Source organism: Fimbriimonas ginsengisoli Gsoil 348 (assembly GCF_000724625.1).
GTDB lineage: Bacteria > Armatimonadota > Fimbriimonadia > Fimbriimonadales > Fimbriimonadaceae > Fimbriimonas > Fimbriimonas ginsengisoli.
Window position 1 is genome coordinate 4,267,465 of record NZ_CP007139.1, and the last position, 16,497, is coordinate 4,283,961.

17 protein-coding genes are annotated in these 16,497 nt (G+C 61.3%); 11 read left to right on the forward strand and 6 right to left on the reverse strand.

The genetic code is table 11. The annotated features are described in order from the left end of the window. Window positions 1-2: 2 nt before the first annotated feature. From OP10G_RS19090 to OP10G_RS19095, 4 genes are all read left to right on the forward strand, one after another. The gene (locus OP10G_RS19090) at window positions 3-1,205 is read left to right on the forward strand and encodes a family 1 glycosylhydrolase (RefSeq protein ID WP_025228831.1); all 1,203 of its coding nucleotides are present in this window, start codon (window positions 3-5) and stop codon (window positions 1,203-1,205) included. A gap of 56 nt (window positions 1,206-1,261) precedes the next feature. Further along, the gene (locus OP10G_RS27510) at window positions 1,262-1,411 is read left to right on the forward strand and encodes an RNA 2'-phosphotransferase (RefSeq protein ID WP_227624977.1); all 150 of its coding nucleotides are present in this window, start codon (window positions 1,262-1,264) and stop codon (window positions 1,409-1,411) included. Window positions 1,412-1,427: 16 nt separating this feature from the next. After that, window positions 1,428-1,544 carry an RNA 2'-phosphotransferase family protein gene (locus tag OP10G_RS27975; RefSeq protein WP_420810111.1) on the forward strand — a complete coding sequence of 39 codons (117 nt, stop codon included), beginning with the start codon at window positions 1,428-1,430 and terminating at the stop codon, window positions 1,542-1,544. 215 nt (window positions 1,545-1,759) lie between these two features. Then, entirely contained in the window at window positions 1,760-2,173 is a 414-nt protein-coding gene (locus OP10G_RS19095; protein WP_025228830.1) for a tetratricopeptide repeat protein, read from the forward strand. Window positions 2,174-2,240: 67 nt separating this feature from the next. Here the strand turns inward: OP10G_RS19095 and OP10G_RS19100 are convergent, their stop codons facing one another. Beyond that, entirely contained in the window at window positions 2,241-3,575 is a 1,335-nt protein-coding gene (locus OP10G_RS19100) for an LCP family protein (RefSeq protein ID WP_025228829.1), read from the reverse strand. 162 nt (window positions 3,576-3,737) lie between these two features. Between OP10G_RS19100 and OP10G_RS19105 the strand changes: the two genes are divergently transcribed. The 3 genes from OP10G_RS19105 to OP10G_RS25085 all read left to right on the forward strand — a co-directional run bounded on the left by OP10G_RS19105 (window position 3,738) and on the right by OP10G_RS25085 (window position 7,742). Further along, window positions 3,738-4,193: an OsmC family protein gene (locus OP10G_RS19105; protein ID WP_025228828.1), complete on the forward strand. Its 456-nt coding sequence runs from the start codon at window positions 3,738-3,740 to the stop codon at window positions 4,191-4,193. 45 nt (window positions 4,194-4,238) lie between these two features. Further along, window positions 4,239-5,030, forward strand: coding sequence for a triose-phosphate isomerase (gene tpiA / locus OP10G_RS19110; protein ID WP_025228827.1), 792 nt, complete (start codon window positions 4,239-4,241; stop codon window positions 5,028-5,030). Window positions 5,031-5,255: 225 nt separating this feature from the next. Beyond that, the gene (locus OP10G_RS25085; protein WP_025228826.1) at window positions 5,256-7,742 is read left to right on the forward strand and encodes an outer membrane protein assembly factor BamB; all 2,487 of its coding nucleotides are present in this window, start codon (window positions 5,256-5,258) and stop codon (window positions 7,740-7,742) included. A gap of 185 nt (window positions 7,743-7,927) precedes the next feature. Here the strand turns inward: OP10G_RS25085 and OP10G_RS19120 are convergent, their stop codons facing one another. The 4 genes from OP10G_RS19120 to OP10G_RS19135 form a co-directional block, all read right to left on the reverse strand. Next, entirely contained in the window at window positions 7,928-9,118 is a 1,191-nt protein-coding gene (locus OP10G_RS19120; RefSeq protein ID WP_025228825.1) for an RtcB family protein, read from the reverse strand. A 162-nt stretch (window positions 9,119-9,280) separates the two neighbouring features. Beyond that, window positions 9,281-10,861, reverse strand: a complete 1,581-nt coding sequence (locus tag OP10G_RS19125; RefSeq protein WP_025228824.1) for a TROVE domain-containing protein — start codon at window positions 10,859-10,861, stop codon at window positions 9,281-9,283. 934 nt (window positions 10,862-11,795) lie between these two features. Then, the gene (thpR, locus tag OP10G_RS19130; protein WP_025228823.1) at window positions 11,796-12,371 is read right to left on the reverse strand and encodes an RNA 2',3'-cyclic phosphodiesterase; all 576 of its coding nucleotides are present in this window, start codon (window positions 12,369-12,371) and stop codon (window positions 11,796-11,798) included. 52 nt (window positions 12,372-12,423) lie between these two features. Beyond that, a complete protein-coding gene (locus OP10G_RS19135; protein ID WP_025228822.1) occupies window positions 12,424-13,128 on the reverse strand; it encodes a prepilin-type N-terminal cleavage/methylation domain-containing protein in 705 nt (234 codons plus the stop codon). A 144-nt stretch (window positions 13,129-13,272) separates the two neighbouring features. Between OP10G_RS19135 and OP10G_RS25090 the strand changes: the two genes are divergently transcribed. Further along, entirely contained in the window at window positions 13,273-14,484 is a 1,212-nt protein-coding gene (locus OP10G_RS25090) for a hypothetical protein (protein ID WP_025228821.1), read from the forward strand. Window positions 14,485-14,523: 39 nt separating this feature from the next. On the opposite strand, the gene OP10G_RS19145 is transcribed toward OP10G_RS25090, so the two are convergent. Beyond that, window positions 14,524-15,444, reverse strand: coding sequence for a serine hydrolase (locus tag OP10G_RS19145; protein WP_025228820.1), 921 nt, complete (start codon window positions 15,442-15,444; stop codon window positions 14,524-14,526). A 50-nt stretch (window positions 15,445-15,494) separates the two neighbouring features. Between OP10G_RS19145 and OP10G_RS19150 the strand changes: the two genes are divergently transcribed. From OP10G_RS19150 to OP10G_RS19160, 3 genes are read left to right on the forward strand one after another with little or no spacing between them, the layout of a single operon-like run. Beyond that, the gene (locus OP10G_RS19150) at window positions 15,495-15,764 is read left to right on the forward strand and encodes an acylphosphatase (protein WP_025228819.1); all 270 of its coding nucleotides are present in this window, start codon (window positions 15,495-15,497) and stop codon (window positions 15,762-15,764) included. Window positions 15,765-15,801: 37 nt separating this feature from the next. Beyond that, the gene (locus tag OP10G_RS19155) at window positions 15,802-16,188 is read left to right on the forward strand and encodes a hypothetical protein (RefSeq protein ID WP_025228818.1); all 387 of its coding nucleotides are present in this window, start codon (window positions 15,802-15,804) and stop codon (window positions 16,186-16,188) included. Between the two features lie 14 nt (window positions 16,189-16,202). Further along, a complete protein-coding gene (locus OP10G_RS19160) occupies window positions 16,203-16,487 on the forward strand; it encodes a hypothetical protein (RefSeq protein ID WP_025228817.1) in 285 nt (94 codons plus the stop codon). Window positions 16,488-16,497 lie beyond the last annotated feature (10 nt).

Genomic DNA, 16,497 nt, shown 5'->3' on the forward strand with positions numbered 1-16,497 from the left:
ATATGCATCACGACTTCATGTTCGCGACCGGGATAGAGAACAGCTACCCGGTGATCGAAGTCGATGGGCGCCCGAAGCGCATCGATCAAATGCAGAAGTGCGGCCACTACGAGCGGTGGCGCGAAGACTTCGAGCTCGTTCGGGAGATGGGCATCGAATACCTCCGGTACGGGCCTCCTTACTACCAAACCCACCTTGGGCCGGGCCAATACGACTGGAGCTTCACCGACGAAACTTTTCAGGCTCTGTACGAGATGGGGATCACTCCGATCGTGGATCTGTGCCACTTCGGGACTCCCGACTGGCTGGGCGCGACGTTTCAAAACCGCGAATGGCCGCAATTCTTCGCCGAGTACGCCAAAGCGTTTGCCGAGCGTTATCCCTGGATCCGTCTCTTTACGCCGGTGAACGAGATCTTCATCGCCGCCCAGTTCTCGGCTCAATTCGGCTGGTGGAACGAGCGGCTTTGCTCAGATGTGGCCTACGTCACGGCACTCCATAACCTGTGCAAGGCGAACGTAATGGCGATGCGGGCCATCCGTTCCGTGCGCCCCAACGCCACCTTCATTCAGAGCGAGTCTTCGGAATACTTCCACTCCCAAGATCCTCATTGCGAGCCGTACGCCTATTTTCTCAACCACAAGAGATTCCTTCCCCTCGATCTAACTTACGGCCGAGAAATTAACGCGATGATGTACGAGTACCTACTCGACCATGGCATGACGCGCGAGGATTACCAGTGGTTTCGAGACAACAACGTCCGCGGCAGTTGTGTCATGGGGAACGACTACTACTGGACGAACGAGCACTCGGTTTGCGCCGACCGAGCCATCGAACCGTCGGGAGAAGTGTTCGGCTATTACGTCATTACCAAGCAATACTTCGACCGTTATCGGCTGCCGGTGATGCATACCGAGACGAACACGACCACGGAACGTTCGGTCGAGTGGCTTCGAAAAGAGTGGGCGAACCTTCACCGTCTCAAACTCGACGGTGTCCCGATCCTCGGCTTTACTTGGTATTCGCTCACCGATCAGATCGACTGGGACGTCGCTCTGCGGGAGGAAAATAATCGGGTGCATACGGTGGGGCTCTACGACCTCGACCGAAAGATCCGCCCGGTGGGCGAGGCCTACAAGAAGCTGATCGCACAGTGGGGCGGCATCCTCCCGACCGCCTCCGCCACTTTGCGTCCCTTCTTGTAGGCGGAGCATTTCCGGCTAGTGGGTCTCACCAGCGCGGTAACATCGGCCACCGATCCATGAGCATTCGGACCGATCCTCGCCAGTTCAAGGGCCTCAGCAAGTTCGTATCGCTCGTCCTGCGTCACGAGCCTGGATTGGCAGGCCTCGAGCTCGAGGTGGGCGGATGGGTTTCGGTGGATCGACTTATCGAAGGTCGGCGGACGTAGAGGAAAGCCCTTCATTCTGGAAGTCGACGCTCAGAGGATGACCGAAAAAGGCTATCTGTTCTACCGCTCCGACAACGGGGTATGGCTTACTGAGCACGTTCCTTGCGCTTACATTAAATTCGCCGACGGCTAATTATTTGGTGAACCCAAGCCGGTTACGCCGGCACATATGGGCCGAAAGATCGGAAATGTCCCGCAATTTAGGATTAGACCTCAACCTGGTGGCACCGGCCGCCGAAGTGAAACGTTAAGTGCTTTGGATATCAAGGCGATGGATAATGCCGTGAAGTTCACGAAAAAGGAGCGCAACCCGGGACGATTTCGGCAGTTTAATGGGTAGGAGAAGCTATGGACAGTAGTGGGATCGAGGTTTTGATGCAGCGAGGCCAGTGGGATGACGCTATCTCGGCCTGTCGTGCCGCGTTACAGGTCACGCCTACCAGCGCCAAAATCAACGGCTACCTGGGTATGTGCTATTTCCGGAAGAACGAGTATGCCGCGGCGATCGATCCTCTTCGTCGCGCCTGCACGCTCGATCCGAAGTGCTGGCAAGCGGGAGCGCGCCTGGCACAGTGTTACGACCGCCTCCACCGTTATGAGGAAGCGTACGAGATCGCTAAGGTGTGGCAGCGCGTCAACCCAAGCGACCCCACCCTTCAAGGCCTCGTTTACACACTCGAGCATCAGGTTCGGGGCAACCGGAAGGACGGTTGGGAAAGAACTCAACACCTCGCTCACGAGGTCACCTTCTCGCAGGAATAAATCTCCGTGGGGAGGGCAGAGCTGGAGCTCTGCGGTCCGGATGGGTGGAGCTACCCAGGGTCCTTGGTTACGGAGAGTGCGCCGGTACGGCGGCCGGAGTTACCGTGGCATCTCCGCCTAGGCGGACCGTGATTTCCGGGAGCCAGTCAGCTCTGGGATCGGTGGTGTCTTTGTGGACGTTCGTGGTCCCTACCTTCTGGGCAATCTCGCGGGCGAACCCCTCGTAGACCGCCTTTCGGAACACGACCTCGCTTTGGCCGAGTTTCTCCCGCAGATTGCCGCCGCTGGTGGCGGCAAAACCGGCCTCGCAAAGGGAGTTAGCCGTCGCTCGGGCCAACCCGTCTCGCCCGCTCCCGTTGTAGACATTCACTCGCATCAGCTTTCGCCCGGCGGTTATATCCCCAAGAAGAAGCCAATTCATGGTGAGCTGGCTCCTCTCCAGATCGGGGGACCAGAAGTAGACGCCGTCGATCGTATCGTCTTTGCCGGGGATGCTGGCGCCGCTTAGGTCGCCGCCTCCCGACTTGCGGAAAATGGCGGCGAGGGCAAGCAATTGCGTCCGGCTCAGATCGGTTTCCACCTGCTGGAAGGCGACGTCTAATAGGTGCGGCGCTTGAGCGATGTTTTGGGGTCGCAAAGCTTCGTGGGTAAGCGCCCGCATTAGCTGCTGCTGCCTCTCGGTTCTGCGGAGGTCGCCTTCCTCAAGCGACGCCGAGTGATGGACCGGGATCTTCTCTCCGTTGGGACCGATCCGGTGGGTTCCCATCTTTCGGAAGCGAACGAACCCGACGGCATCGGACCCTCCCAGACGATGCTGGCCCTTGGTAATGTCGATCTTGAGGCCGGCCCAAGAATCCTCGTAAAACATGTCATCGATCGCCTCGACGTCGACGCCGCCGACCGCGTCGACCAGCGCCTTGACCGCATCGGCCTTCAGCACCACATAGTGATCGGCATTGACTCCGAACTGCGAGGCGACGGTATCGCGAAGAAGTTTGATGCCACCCCGCTGAAACGTCGCGTTGATCTTCCCGGTTATGCCGTCCGGCGCTTTAACGTGGGTATCGCGAGGGATGCTGACCGCGGTGAGCTTCGCCGTGACAAGGTCGACGGAAAGCAGCATCACCGTGTCGGACCGGGATCCGGTGGTGTACTCGATCCCCTTGTTCGTGTGGTTGTAGTCCTTGCCCGCGATCAGGATGATCGTGCGGTCGCGGCCAGGAAACTGCCCGCGAGGGTTGGCCATGGCGGCGAGGGGGTCCAGGATGCTGCCGTGCGGCGAGAGGGCTCGCATGACCCGGTAGGCCCAAGAGCCGCTAAGGATCACGACGATCAGTAGTACGACGCCAAAGACTCGCCGTCCAATTTTCCGGGATGGGGTCGAATTTCGGCGGCGCCTCAAACGGGATGGACTCTCCTCATTATTCTCAAGCCGGCAGGCACGGCCTCCTTCATGATGGCACGCCTGCCAAACCTACCAGGCCGTAGGTGGCGCTCAGTGCGGTTAGCTTCGCTTTATCCATAAGCGTGATGCACCCGTCCGGCTAAGTAGAATCTTCACGTAATGGCAGCTCAACTCCACGAATATCCCGTTCAGGTCAGTTGGTCCGGAGGGCGCGAAGGGAACGGAAACGCCACCGCCGGCCACAGCGGAACCGCGTTCGACCTCGCCGTTCCTCCCGAATTCCAGGGCCCCGGCGGGGCGACGAATCCCGAGGAGCTGCTCACCAGCGCGATTACCGCCTGCTACAGCATGACCTTCGGAATCATCGCCGCCAATCGTCGCTTGCCGGTAAAGGACCTCAAGGTAGAGGCGGTGGGAACGGTGGAGCAGCAGGGGGCGAGCTTCACGTATAAGCAGGTCGTGATTCGTCCGACGATCACCTTAGACGGCTCCGCCACCGACGCCCAGGTCGCGACCGCGGAGGATCTTGCCCATAAAGCGGACAACTACTGCATTATCACGAACGCGGTTCGTGGAAAGGTTGAAGTTTCGGTAGAACCGAAGGTGATACGATAGATCGCTCGCGGCGAACCGCCTGAAGCATTTAGGTAAAAGATATTGATGCGCAAAAAGCTCGTCGTCGGCAACTGGAAGATGAATATGACCCGTCCCGAGGCGGCGGCCTGCGTGGAGGGCCTGGTTCGGTTGGTCGGACGTGAGGACGTGGCGGTCGCGATCTGCCCACCCTACCTCGCACTCGATTGCGTGCAGTATCTTCTGAGGAATACCAGCATCGCCTTGGGAGCCCAGGATGTGTTCTGGAAAGAATCCGGCGCATTCACGGGCCAGGTGAGCGCAAACATGCTTGCGGATGTCGGGTGCAGCTATTGCATCGTAGGGCACAGCGAGACGCGCGGCCGGTTCGGCAAGCTGGAAGTCGCCGAGTCGACGCTCGGTTACTTCTCGGAAACCGACGAGACGGTCAACCTGAAGATCAAAGCCCTGCTGTACTGTTCGATCTCCCCGATCCTGTGCGTCGGAGAGACCTTGGCGGAGAGGGAAGCGGGGCAGACGGACGAGGTGATCGCTTCCCAACTAAAGGGCGCGCTCGACGGCATCGATGGTTCCGAGTTTCGCGAGGGCGTCGTTGCCTACGAGCCGGTTTGGGCGATCGGAACGGGGAAGACCTGCGACACCGCGGAAGCCGAGCGGGTTTGCGGCATGATCCGGTCTGAGCTGTCGAAAATCTTCGATGAAGACACCGCCAACTCCATCCGTATTCAATACGGCGGCAGCGTCAAGGCAAGCAACGCGAAGGAGCTTTTTTCCCAGCCGAATATCGACGGCGGCCTTGTAGGCGGCGCCAGTCTGAATCCTAATGAATTTGCGGATATCGTAAAGGCCGCCGCGTAAGTCGTTCGTTACGCCGACGAACCCCGTGTGTTGCCCAAGAAGCCTCCATAGCTTAACCGTTTAAGTGGCTTCTTGTTGTTATTGTAAGGGTTTCTTCCAATTGCTCAGATAGAGCTGGCCGCGCCGTCATCATGCCTAGCTGTGTCTTCAGCACGTTCTCCAGTTTTTTGCGGTTATGGCTACGCGTCGATAGCCAGAAGATCGCGTTGTCTTTTCACTCTATGCTTGCTGGTTCTGAGCGTTCTGAGCGCAAGCGCGGCTCCCGCGCTGTCTGCGATCACGATCAAACCGGCCTCCATCCCAGGGCTTAGCTCGGCCGCCGGAACGGTAACTCTCACCGCCAGCGCCCCCGCCGAGGGGATCTTGATTACCCTCGCCTCCGATTCCGACTTCATAGCGGTTTCCGCTACCGTCGCGATCCCCGCGGGAGCGAAGTACGCTACCTTTACCGCCACCTCCCGCAGCGTGGGAGTCGAATCGACTGCCACCGTCACCGCCGCCTACGGGGGAGTGACCAAGACGGCGCCTCTGACCGTCCAGGCGACGCTCCTCTCCGCCGTCGTCATCAAGCCGGTCACCGTCTCCGGACCCGGTACCGGTCCCGGCACCGTCACTCTGAACGGGAAAGCTCCCGTCGGAGGCTTTACGGTAAATCTCAGCTCCGACCAGGCGTTCGTCACGGTGCCCGCTTCGGTGACGGTGGCCGCCGGCTCCAGCTACACCACTTTCTCCGCCACCGCCCTCGCGGTGCCCACCACCGCCACCGCCAATGTCACTGCCACCGCCAACGGCGTGACGAAGTCGGCCCCCCTCACCGTCATCGCTCCGCTCCTGACTTCCTGCGTCATCCGCCCCGGCACCACCAACAGCTACGGCATCGGACCCGGCACCGTGGTCATTAACTCCAACGCTCCGGTTGGCGGGATGGTCGTGACGCTCTCCTCCGACTCGTCGTTTGTCACCGTTCCTGCTTCCGTGACGATCCCGGCCGGGTTGAAGTACGCCACCTTCTCCGCCGTCTCCACCGGAGTGGCGGTGGATTCCACCGCCACCGTCACCGCCGCCTCGAACGGAGTGGCCAAGACCGCGACGCTCACCGTGCTCGCGCCGGTGCTCACCCGCATCAAGCTGGTTTACGACAGCCTCTACGGCGGCTTTGCCAACGCAGGCACCGTCGTCTTGAACGCCAACGCCCCCGCCGGAGGGATCGCGGTTACCCTCGTGTCCGACCGGACCGACCTTGCCCAGCCGCCCGCCTCCGTAACAATCCCCGCGGGAGCCAAGTACGCCACCTTCACGATGCCGACGACCCCCAGCAACGTCGACGCCACTTTCAACATCTCCGCCACTCTGGCCGGCGTCACCTTAACGGCGCCCGTCACCATTAAGGCGAACTCGCTTCAGGGGATCGACTTCACGTACGACAAGGTGTACGGCGGCAACCGCCTCCTCGGCCGGGTCCTCTTCAACGGTCAGGCTCCAGCGGCCGGAGTGGTCGTCTCCCTTTCTTCCGATACTCCTTCGCTGACGCTCCCGGCCACGGTCACCGTCGCCGGCGGCACCACCCACGCCTCTTTCTATGCCACCTCGAGCCCGGTGAGCACCTCCGTCCTGGCGACGATCACCGTCACCGTAGGAGCGACGACCCAGACCTTCACCCTTACCGTGTTGCCCGGCTGGTCTCAAATCGGAGGCAGCGCGCTCGGAACCGGACGCGGCGGCGGGCAAGGCGCGACCGGAGTTGAAAACTGGTCCTACAGATTCGCCGGTGGCATCACCACCCCCGTCTCGGTGGCCTCGGACGGTACGGTCTACAGCTTCACCAGCGATAGGATGCTGACGGCGTTCAATCCCGATGGGGCAGTGAAGTGGGCAGTCGCGTTCCCGCTGGTCGGGGGTAACCGCTCTACGTCCCCGGCCCTCGCGCCGGACGGAACGATCTACCTTGCGGCCCCCAGCGGCACCTTCTATGCGATCAACCCGGACGGAAGCCAGAAGTGGACCTATGACACCGGATCCAGCTTCACGGCCCCCGCAACCGTAGGGCCCGACGGCACGATTTACGGGTTTGCCAACGACAAAAAGCTCTACGCCATCAATCCGGACGGAACGCAGAAATGGGTTTACGACACAGGCGGACTTAACGTTCCCACAAGTTTAAATGCTCCCACGATCGGTCTGGACGGGACGGTGTATGTCGCTCTCAGCGCCAACTTGTATGCGGTGAATTCCGACGGCTCGCTCAAGTGGACAATAGCCGGCTTCACTAACTTCATCGGGGCACCCTCGGTTGGAGCGGACGGGACCCTCTACATCGGCTACGCCAGTGGCCTCTATGCCATCGATCCTACCAACGGCGCCTTCAAGCGGAACGTGAGCCTAGGAAGAATTGCCATCGGATCACCTTCCATCGCCGCCGACGGAACCATCTACGTACAGACTCTCTCAACGCTCTTTTCGATTAATCCCTCTACGTTCACTCAGAATTGGAGCGTTCCGGTTGCGAGCAATACGATCTCGCCCGTTATCGGCGCGGACGGCACGATCTACGTTGGCGTAAGCTTGTCGAATAAACTGCAAGCCATCAACCCGGCAGATGGATCCATATTGTGGTCGCTTAACACACCCGGCGGCGGCGTTTTTTCGCTATCCATGGGCAGTGACGGAACCGTCTATCTTGCCCACGGTGGTTTCCTCTCCGCCATCAAGTAATCGCCTGATCTTAGGCGGGTGGCCCGGTGTGGGCAAATCAGAAAGGGCGACCAAAGCTGGTCGCCCTTTCTGATTTCACGGTGAAACCGGATAGCTGAAAAGGCGTCAAGGCGTCAAGGCGTCAAGGCGTCAAGGCGTTGCTAGCTTAATGCTTTACCCTTTCCCAACGCCCAACGCCCAGATACTCAATCCTTATACGGATCCACCACATCGGCGCCCGCCATGGCTACGCCCAGCGGTCGAAGCCGATGAAGCACCTTGATGGTGTCGCCGTGGTAGGCGAGAACCTCGTCCAGCTTCTTGTACACCTCGGGCGCTTCGTCGGCGCCGGCGCCTCGGAGTTCGATCCCCTGGCTGCGCATCCGCTCTTGGACCGCCGGCCAGTCGACGAGACCGGTGGAGATCCGGGTCGGAACTCCCTTGATCCATCGCTGCTTTCCCGCCGCCTGGGTACGGCTCATGATTCGGCCCGCGCCATGCACGGTCGAGTAGAGCCCCGCCTTTGACTCCTCGGAATCGACCCCCTGGAGGATCACCGAGACGTCGCCCATCGTCGCGCCGACGAACCCCTTTTGGCCTGGGAACGCTGGGGTGCATCCCTTCCGGATCACCCAGACCTCCTCGCCGAAGTGGGTTTCCTTCCACGCGAAGTTATGGTGGTTGTGGATCGACTCCACTTCCTTGGCGCCCATGATCTCCAGCACCTTCCGGCACACGAGGTCGCGCCCCGCGTAAGCGTATTCCCCGGCGAGGTGCATTGCGGCCAAGTAGTCCTGTCCGAGCTGGCTGTCGGTCGAGAAGATCGTCGGCGGCGAATCCATGGAGTCGTCGCCCGCCTTGTCGTCGAAGGCTCGGCCCTTGGCCAGCGCCAAGAAGCCGGACGCCGTCCGATGCCCGAATCCACGCGACCCGAAGTGCACGCCGATCCAGACCCGGTCCTGTTCGTCGCCGAAGATATCCACGTAGTGGTTCCCCGAGCCGACGGTTCCGAGCTGGTTCGACGCCATCTGGATCATCTTTCGCTGCGGCCGAAACTCCGCCTTGTTGATCGATTCGAGCACCGGGTGGTCCACCGGATCCGGGTTCGGCCGCCCGACCCCAAAGCCGATGAGCCGCACGATGTCGTCCATCACGAGCCCGATCGGAACCTCGTTTACCTTGAGGTCGGTAAGCACCGCCTTGTTTCCGCAGGCGATGTCGTAGCCGACCCCGCTCGGCGAGATCTTATCCTTGTACGCAACCGCGCCTCCGATCGGCTGGCTGTAGCCCGGGTGATGGTCGGCGCACAGCACTGCGAACGGAGCGTCGCCTTGCGCGCACCGAAGAAGCTGCTGCCGCGCCCGATCATCGACTGGGCCAAAAGTCTTTAACTCCATTTTATTTCCCTATAAGTAGCGTCGGCGTCCCCGCCGATGAAATCCCATGCCAGGCGTTGGGCGTTAAGGCGTTGGGCGTTAAGGGCCGAATGGCACTTCTGTGTCTGATACTTTCCAACGCCTTAACGCCTTAACGCCTAACGCCCAATGCCCTAGCGCCTCCTAGCGCCCACCGCCCACGAACTCCGCCATCACGCTCGGCACGCTGGCGTCGAAGCCGACGACGTCGAGCATTCCGCGGTCGTTCGGGTTGGCGATGCTGAACTTGGTCGCGGTCATTCCGACGACGACAAGCTTCGCATCGATCCCCATCATCTGGCGGTACTGCACCAACGCCTGCGATGGGTGGATCATGCCGTGCCACGTCTCGCTGTCCGTGTAGACCACGAAGACGTCGATCGGCAGCTTTCGCTCCATCGCGTAGATCATCGGCTGGGCGCAGTCCGTTCCCGCGAACGGAAGCCCCCGCATCGAGTTCGTCGCCTGGTCCAGCCGCATCCGCTTCGAGAGCGACAACGGCGTGAAGATCGTGGAGAACGCCATCGGCGTTACCGCCTCCTCCGTCGCCACCGTCACCATCGCCATCGCCGCCGAGGCTTCCGCCGCCGTCATTGCCGTACCCGCGATGAATGCGTTGCTCATCGAGCCCGAAACGTCCATCCCCAGCAAGTACCGCTTGTTCGTCGGCTCTACGTTCGCAAACGCGAGGTAGAACGCTGAGTCGAGCGCATCGACGATCGACGTGACCGGCGTCCACTCGGCGGAGCCGCGCAGTCCGTGCCCGGACGCGTACGTCCGGAGCGCGAACAGCAGCGCCATCGGGTGAACCCTCGCCCGGGGAATCCTTTCGGCATCCGCCAAGCGCATCTTCACCGTCTTCGTCGCCTCCGACTTGGGCGTGAGCAGTCCCACGCGAGTCATCGTCGCCAGGTTCCGCACCATCGCCGTCATCGGCATGTCCGTCATCAACGCTTCCCAAACCTCGGCCTTGTTGAGCAACTCGGTCGGTACCGCCTCACGAGGCAGCCGCGCTTCGGTAATGACCTTTGCGGCCTCCGCCGCGTCGGTCATTCCCTTCAGTCGCTGCATCGCCTCGATCCGCTTGCTTCCCGCCGGGGCGTCCGCGCCGCTCACGACCCACTTGTATAGGTCGCGGTGAGCTTCGCTTTCCGGCTTCGGGTGAGCCAAGCGCAGCAAGTCGCGGTTCGACCAGCCGTCGCGCTGCTGGTACTTAACCAACTGCAGCTCCAGCTCCTGAACCGGTTTGGCGTTGTACCAAGCTCCGATCGCCCGGCGAAGTCCCCGACCCCACCCGCGCAGTCCGTCGACGACCGCGGCGAACTGGAACAGGTGCGTTCCGGTTCGGCAGACCGACGGCAACGCGAGCAGTGCCTCGGCGCGCGTCCGGTCGTTGCCGAACGAAGCGCAGAGCCCCAGCGCGAAGATCGCCGAATCGTTCTTCGGCGCCCGACCCGCCACGCTGACTTCCACGATGCGCCGAACCACGCGCTCTCCATCCTCGTGGATGAGCTTGAGCACGTTCTGGGCGTTTTCCTGGGTCAGCTTCTGCGGGGCGACGTAGAAGGTCCCGGCCTCGCTGCCGAGGATCAGGAACCGGTCAAGCACCGTCCAACCGTCGACTTCATAGACGAAGCCGCCGGCATGATTCAGGACTTGTCCAGATCCCGGGATTGGCATCGACTGGTGAGTCGTCGCGCGGTTAAATAGCTTTGCGTAGTTCATTCCTTTCACCTCTCCGGTGGGTCGTGGCGCACGCGTTTGCGGAGCGCTCGATCGGGTCGAGGGAGCGGGAAGGAATTCGTTTTGGGTATTCCGCCGCTCCAGGTAGGAGGGGCGGTCGAGTGGCAGACTACTCTGCCGGGTTCGCCACCCCGAAACTGGGGGTATTCAGGTTCTCTGAGCCGCTAAGTCGCGACACCACGAAATCTCGCGGCGCTTGGCCGGCGAGAGTTTCTTTATAGATGCGCGTTATGGCTAACATGGCTTTCCTAATTGGCGGATATGAATTCGTTACGTCGCGGACAAGTACCTAGTCGTCGGAGGGTTTCGTTATGAGCGAGAACCGACGCCATCCGGCCCGCGGCGAGCTTTCTATTTTAGTCGTTTGGGCAAGTTGGCGACCTGGATGTTTTAAGCGCTCTACCCACTGAGCTACCGGTCTTGCGACCGAGCCGGACTTGAACCGGCGACCTCTCGCGTCATAGGCGGTAACCCAAGCCTTTCGGCCCAAACGAGAATTGAACTTGCACGGACGAGGAGCGTTTCTGGGAAGAGGTTCCGAGGAACCCCGCGGGGGTCGAACCCGCTTGCTTTCGCTTACCAGATAACCCAGAATCAGCGGCCCGTGCGACTAAACTGTGCGGCCCGTAGCTTTCACTGCAGGCAGGAGTGAGATAGTGTCAGACCCACCCGGACGTTGTCAAGGGTTTGTTGGAAAGTATTCGAATATTTTCTTAACTATTAACGCGAAGCGTTGTAGCCGCAGGTTGGCTCGTACCTGTGCGAGAGCCTTTCGTCGTAGCGTCGGCGCCCCCGCCGATGTTCCGGTGTACCGAAGGTACACCAGGCGCAGGTACGAGCCAACCTGCGGCTACACGTCCTTCGGACGTAGGGGAGGCCGGTCTGGAGACCAGCGGTCCACGGTCGAGGTTGCCGGTTAGGCGACGGGAAGGTTTCCGAGATTCCAACGCTTTAAAACCTCGTACCGCCCATCTGGCGTGCTTTCAAAAAGGAGCACCTGGGCGACATCCCAGTCGGCGATCGCCAGCTCGCCTAGCTCGGTCGACAGGCCGGTTGCCATCCGCCCAACCTCCTTCGAGCCGGGTGAGAGGCGGGCGAGGGTGAGGTGGGGCACGTAGGGTTTCTCATCCAGGGGCAAAAGCGTTTTGAGTGCCTCCTCGAGAGCAGCTTGCAGATGCTTCAGTGCCGGGAGATCGCCGTCGACTCCTGCCCACAGGGCGCGGGGGCGATAGAGGCTGGGAAACGCCCCCAAACCCTTCACGACTAACCGGACGGGCTCAGATCCGGCGCAAATCGGAACGCAAAGGGCGTCGATGGCTTCCACGCTCTCCTCCGGAAGATGGCCTAAGAACACCACGGTGAGGTGGATCTTCTCCGGCCGGACGAACCGAACCCCTTGCCGGGTCGCGACGTCCTTCAGGCGGTCTTGCAAGGCGACCACGCGGTCGCGGACCACTTCGCTTAGTTCTAGACCGATAAAGAGCCGCTTCATCTCGATATCAGGGCGACCGCTAACCGCAAACGGCTAACCGCCAACCTGGGTGTCACGCTTTGGTACGGATATCCCGCAGCCATTTCGCGTGGCCGTCTTCGAACAGCCGATTTCGGCCGCCAGTATGAACTGCCTTGCCTTTCAGCGAGGCGTCCACGGAGGGAATGGTGCCGGGGAAATAGGGATCGACCGCCAACTCGACTTCCGCCTCTCCCTGCGGATTTCCGGCTTGGGGATTTTTGGCTTCTTGTAGGTCGGACACCGTTTGATCGGGTGTTTTCCCCCAGAAATTGTCTAGCGGCACCGGATCGGTGATCTGGTCGAATCGCCATAGCCAATAGCGGGAGGCCGGACTGGTGGACTCGTCCCGCAAGGTCTGCTTCACTTGAACGACGCTGCCAACCGCTGAGCCGCGGATCGAGTCGCAAGACCAGATGTCGTCGTTGTGGGTGTAGGGGTGAAGAGTAATCATTGCCCATCCGCCCCGCGGATCGGAGGCAGGCCAAGTGCTCCAGGGTTTCCACCCGCCTGGCAGCGATTGCTTTAGGTCGCGGCGGTCCGGAAACCGGTCGTCGGCATCGTTCAGATAGAGGGCGAACGACGTTCCGATTTGGCGGAGATTGCTCAGGCAGGCTGTCTTCTTTGCCGCCTCTTTCGCCTGGGCAAAAACCGGAAATAAAATTGCCGCCAAGATCGCGATGATAGCGATGACGACCAGCAGTTCGATCAGTGTAAACGCACGACTAAATTTCGTCATCTAAACGGCTCACCTCATTCTCCCATACCGCGCCGTTAGGAACACGATCGTTCGTGTGAGCGCCTATCAACTGTCGGTTCTGCTGCTTGCAACGGCGCAACATTGCAGGTTATCGGTACGCCGACGGACGGTTTGGAGAGCAAAATGGGAAACACAATCTACGCATCTTTCGTCGACCCTTCGCTTGCGGAGAAGGCGGCGGGCGCACTGCTCGATCACGGCGTACGAGCCGAGGACATTAGTGTCGTGCAAAGCCACGAGGGCGCCGTCGAGTCCACAAATTACGGCACCGAGACGAGGACCAACATCGGATCCGCGCGAAGCGACGGAGACAACGACCTTAAGAACGCCGGCGACGGCGTGGTTGGCGAGGGACACGCAGCCGCCCACAAGGTGGCGGAGTGGGGAGATCGAGCCGTAGGCGGCATAGCCGGCGCGGTGGGCGCCGAGGGGACCGCCGCTCGCTACGACTCCGCCGCCGACCAGCAGAGAGCGAAGGCGGGCTATGACGCCCATGCGGCCGGACGTGAGTTCAACGACGCCGTCGATATGCCGAACACCGGTTCGCCCTACACGACCTCCCATTCCATGGGGACCGACCGCGATAGCGACATCAAGAACGCCGGTGACGCGGCCGTCGGCGAAACCCACGCGGCGGGCCATAAACTGGCCGAGGGTGGCGACCGGCTCGTCGGCGGAATCGCCGGAGCGGTGGGCGCGGAAGGCACCGCGGCTAACTACGATGCCGCGGCAAACCGCCAGGAAATGAAGGCGGGCATCGACGCGGCGAGCGCGCGCGGCCAGTGGGACGAAGCCTCGTCCGATCGTCCGGCGATCTACACGACGAGTTACGCGGGTGACTACCCGAACGACCCAAACGCGACGGCGAACACCACCGGTTCCGTTACCTACCCGGATCGAGTCGATTCGGCGGGCGACACCGAAGGGGCGGCCAAGCACGGGATCTCCACCACGACGGCCGCCGACGCCGGTTCGGGCGCTAAGACGGGCGCGGCTTGGGGCGTCGGACTTGGCGCGGTAGCGGCGATCGCGTCGCTCCTGGTACCCGGATTCGGCTGGGTCGTCGGCGGCGGCGCCCTTGCCACCGCGCTCGCCGGGGTGGCAGCGTCCGCCGGTGCGGGCGCGGTTGCCGGAGCCGTGACCGGTTACCTGAAGGACCAGGGCGTGGAAGAGCACATCGCGGCTCATTACGACAACACCATCACCGGCGGCGGCGCCCTCCTCGCGGTTACGGTCCCTTCGGGCAACGTAAGCGAGACCGATGCCAGAAGGATCCTCGACAAGTACGGCGCGACCAACATCAACGCCTACGAAAGCCGCGGATATCTCGCTTAGCCTCGGTGATAGTTGTGAACCCGGCTCATGGAGCCGGGTTCACTCGACCGGTTTCACGCCGAGCTCTTTCAGCATCGCAGACGCGATAAACGGGATCAATCCGGCCTCGTTGCTGTGATCTTTTGTGAAGATCGCATAGACGAACTCTCGTCCGTCCGGAAGCTGGATGTAGGCCACGTCGTGACGAACGGTATCGGTCCACCCTGCCTTCGACCATAGTTTGGTTCCGCTGGGGAGCACCTTGCCGGAGAAGAGCTTCGACTGCTCGTTCGTCTCCTTGGAATCGGCCGGAATCGCGCGCGAAAGGTACCCACGCATCCACGCGCATTGTCCAGGACTGACAATCTTGTCCAGGGCGATATCGGACATCAGCCTGACGCAAACGTTCGGGCTGAGGGAATTTCGGAGCTCGAAGTGCGGTCCGTAGCCTTGACGTTCGCGACCGTACGGTCCCTCGTTCCAGGTTTTCTGGCAGGCATTCAGGGTGGGGTACCCGAGGGAGGCGAACCATCGGTTGACGGCTTGGCGCTTGTCCATCCATCTCGCAAGCTCTTTCGGGGAGAGCTCCGGACCACCCGTCGTACCGGTGACCGTCTCTAGAACGAGTCCGGTGGCGTCGTTGACGGAGTCGACGATCATGTCGTGGACGGCTCGCTCGAGCTCGGGGGTCATTCGGAGTTTCTTCTTCTCCAAGAGGTGACCCGCGTAGGCGAGGAAGAACATCTTGACCACGCTCGCCGGGTACATCGCCTCCGCGCCCCGGTATGAGCCAGATTGGAACGAGTTCCCTTTACGATCCAGAACGGCCAGCGTGATGCCGATTTGGTCGGGCTTGACCCCTCTGTCCGAATACTTGGCGAGCGCCGCTTTGGCGGCATTGTCCGCGAAACGCGCCAGATCCAGAGGCGAAGGGGATTGAGCTGCGACAACGGCAGTAAGCGCGAGGCCGATCGTAATCATCTGGGGCGGTTTACCCGACCGGGGTTGCGCCGCGGAGGTAAATATCGTTTGTGGCGACAAGGCGGTTCGTGGTGAAGGGAAGGGTGCAGGGGGTCGGCTTCCGCTACTTTGTCAGCCAGACCGCCCGCAGCCTTGGAGTGCTTGGCGAAGTATGGAATCGCCGCGACGGCGGCGTCGAGGTCATAGCCGAGCACGAAGAGCCGATGGTTTTGGTCGAATTCGAGAACCTTTTGTGGGAAGGTCCGGGCTACGTCCATGCGGTGCTCGGAGAAGAGTCGACGGGTTCGTTTTCCGATTTCAAGATCGGCTACTCCCGTTGAATGGGAACGCCCATTCTCCGGTGCCGTCCAACCACATATGGTCAACCGAGAAGATCATCCCGCCGGCGATTCGCCGAATGATGTGGGTCAAAGTCGCGAACAGCTCGAGGCGCAGCCGGGCGTGTTCGAGACGGGACATCCCAGTAGTCTAAAGCCGGTACCGGAAAATGAGCGAGAGGAGCCAGGGGGCGTAGTCGGCCCCGGCGGCGATTCCCGGCCGGATCGGCACGATCCCGGCGGTTTTGTCGGCATCGACGACGATCCGCGAATGACGACCACGCGCGATCCGCACGAGCAGCCGCCCGTTCGTAAAGAAGATCCGCAGTTCCTAGCCGAACATCGCGTCGACCAGCGGGACGAAATCGTTCCCCGTCCCGATCCTTTGACGGGCGAGGAGATCGCCGAGCTACGGCCGCGAACCTGATTTGGAGAAGTGAAATGACCAATCGAGATAACGTTTACGGCGAGAACCATCCGGCGAGCGACGACCGGGGTAATGGCGGGAGCGATATTCGAGATGAGATCGCCGGCAACGGCGTCGCCGAGGATATCGACAAGGCGCGCGAACGTTCCGAACGGAAGACCGGCGGTATGGGACGCCGTGAGACGCCCAAGGACGGGGTAACTCAGGGTTCTTGGCAGCGTCCGGAAGAAGCGGAACTTGCTGCGGAGATCGAGCGGCCGGAAGATACGCTGACGCAGCCCGAACCAAGCCGTCAATAGAGGTCTAATA

Bases quoted from the DNA above. Each gene is read 5' to 3' on its own strand.
- OP10G_RS19095 (WP_025228830.1), top strand. From the start codon at position 1,760: ATGGACAGTAGTGGGATCGAGGTTTTGATGCAGCGAGGCCAGTGGGAT.
- OP10G_RS19135 (WP_025228822.1), bottom strand. From the start codon at position 13,128: ATGACGAAATTTAGTCGTGCGTTTACACTGATCGAACTGCTGGTCGTC.
- OP10G_RS25090 (WP_025228821.1), top strand. From the start codon at position 13,273: ATGGGAAACACAATCTACGCATCTTTCGTCGACCCTTCGCTTGCGGAG.
- OP10G_RS19105 (WP_025228828.1), top strand. From the start codon at position 3,738: ATGGCAGCTCAACTCCACGAATATCCCGTTCAGGTCAGTTGGTCCGGA.
- OP10G_RS19125 (WP_025228824.1), bottom strand. From the start codon at position 10,861: ATGAACTACGCAAAGCTATTTAACCGCGCGACGACTCACCAGTCGATG.
- tpiA (WP_025228827.1), top strand. From the start codon at position 4,239: ATGCGCAAAAAGCTCGTCGTCGGCAACTGGAAGATGAATATGACCCGT.
- OP10G_RS19160 (WP_025228817.1), top strand. From the start codon at position 16,203: ATGACCAATCGAGATAACGTTTACGGCGAGAACCATCCGGCGAGCGAC.
- OP10G_RS19120 (WP_025228825.1), bottom strand. From the start codon at position 9,118: ATGGAGTTAAAGACTTTTGGCCCAGTCGATGATCGGGCGCGGCAGCAG.
- OP10G_RS19090 (WP_025228831.1), top strand. From the start codon at position 3: ATGCATCACGACTTCATGTTCGCGACCGGGATAGAGAACAGCTACCCG.
- OP10G_RS19155 (WP_025228818.1), top strand. From the start codon at position 15,802: ATGGTCAACCGAGAAGATCATCCCGCCGGCGATTCGCCGAATGATGTG.
- thpR (WP_025228823.1), bottom strand. From the start codon at position 12,371: ATGAAGCGGCTCTTTATCGGTCTAGAACTAAGCGAAGTGGTCCGCGAC.
- OP10G_RS19145 (WP_025228820.1), bottom strand. From the start codon at position 15,444: ATGATTACGATCGGCCTCGCGCTTACTGCCGTTGTCGCAGCTCAATCC.
- OP10G_RS27510 (WP_227624977.1), top strand. From the start codon at position 1,262: ATGAGCATTCGGACCGATCCTCGCCAGTTCAAGGGCCTCAGCAAGTTC.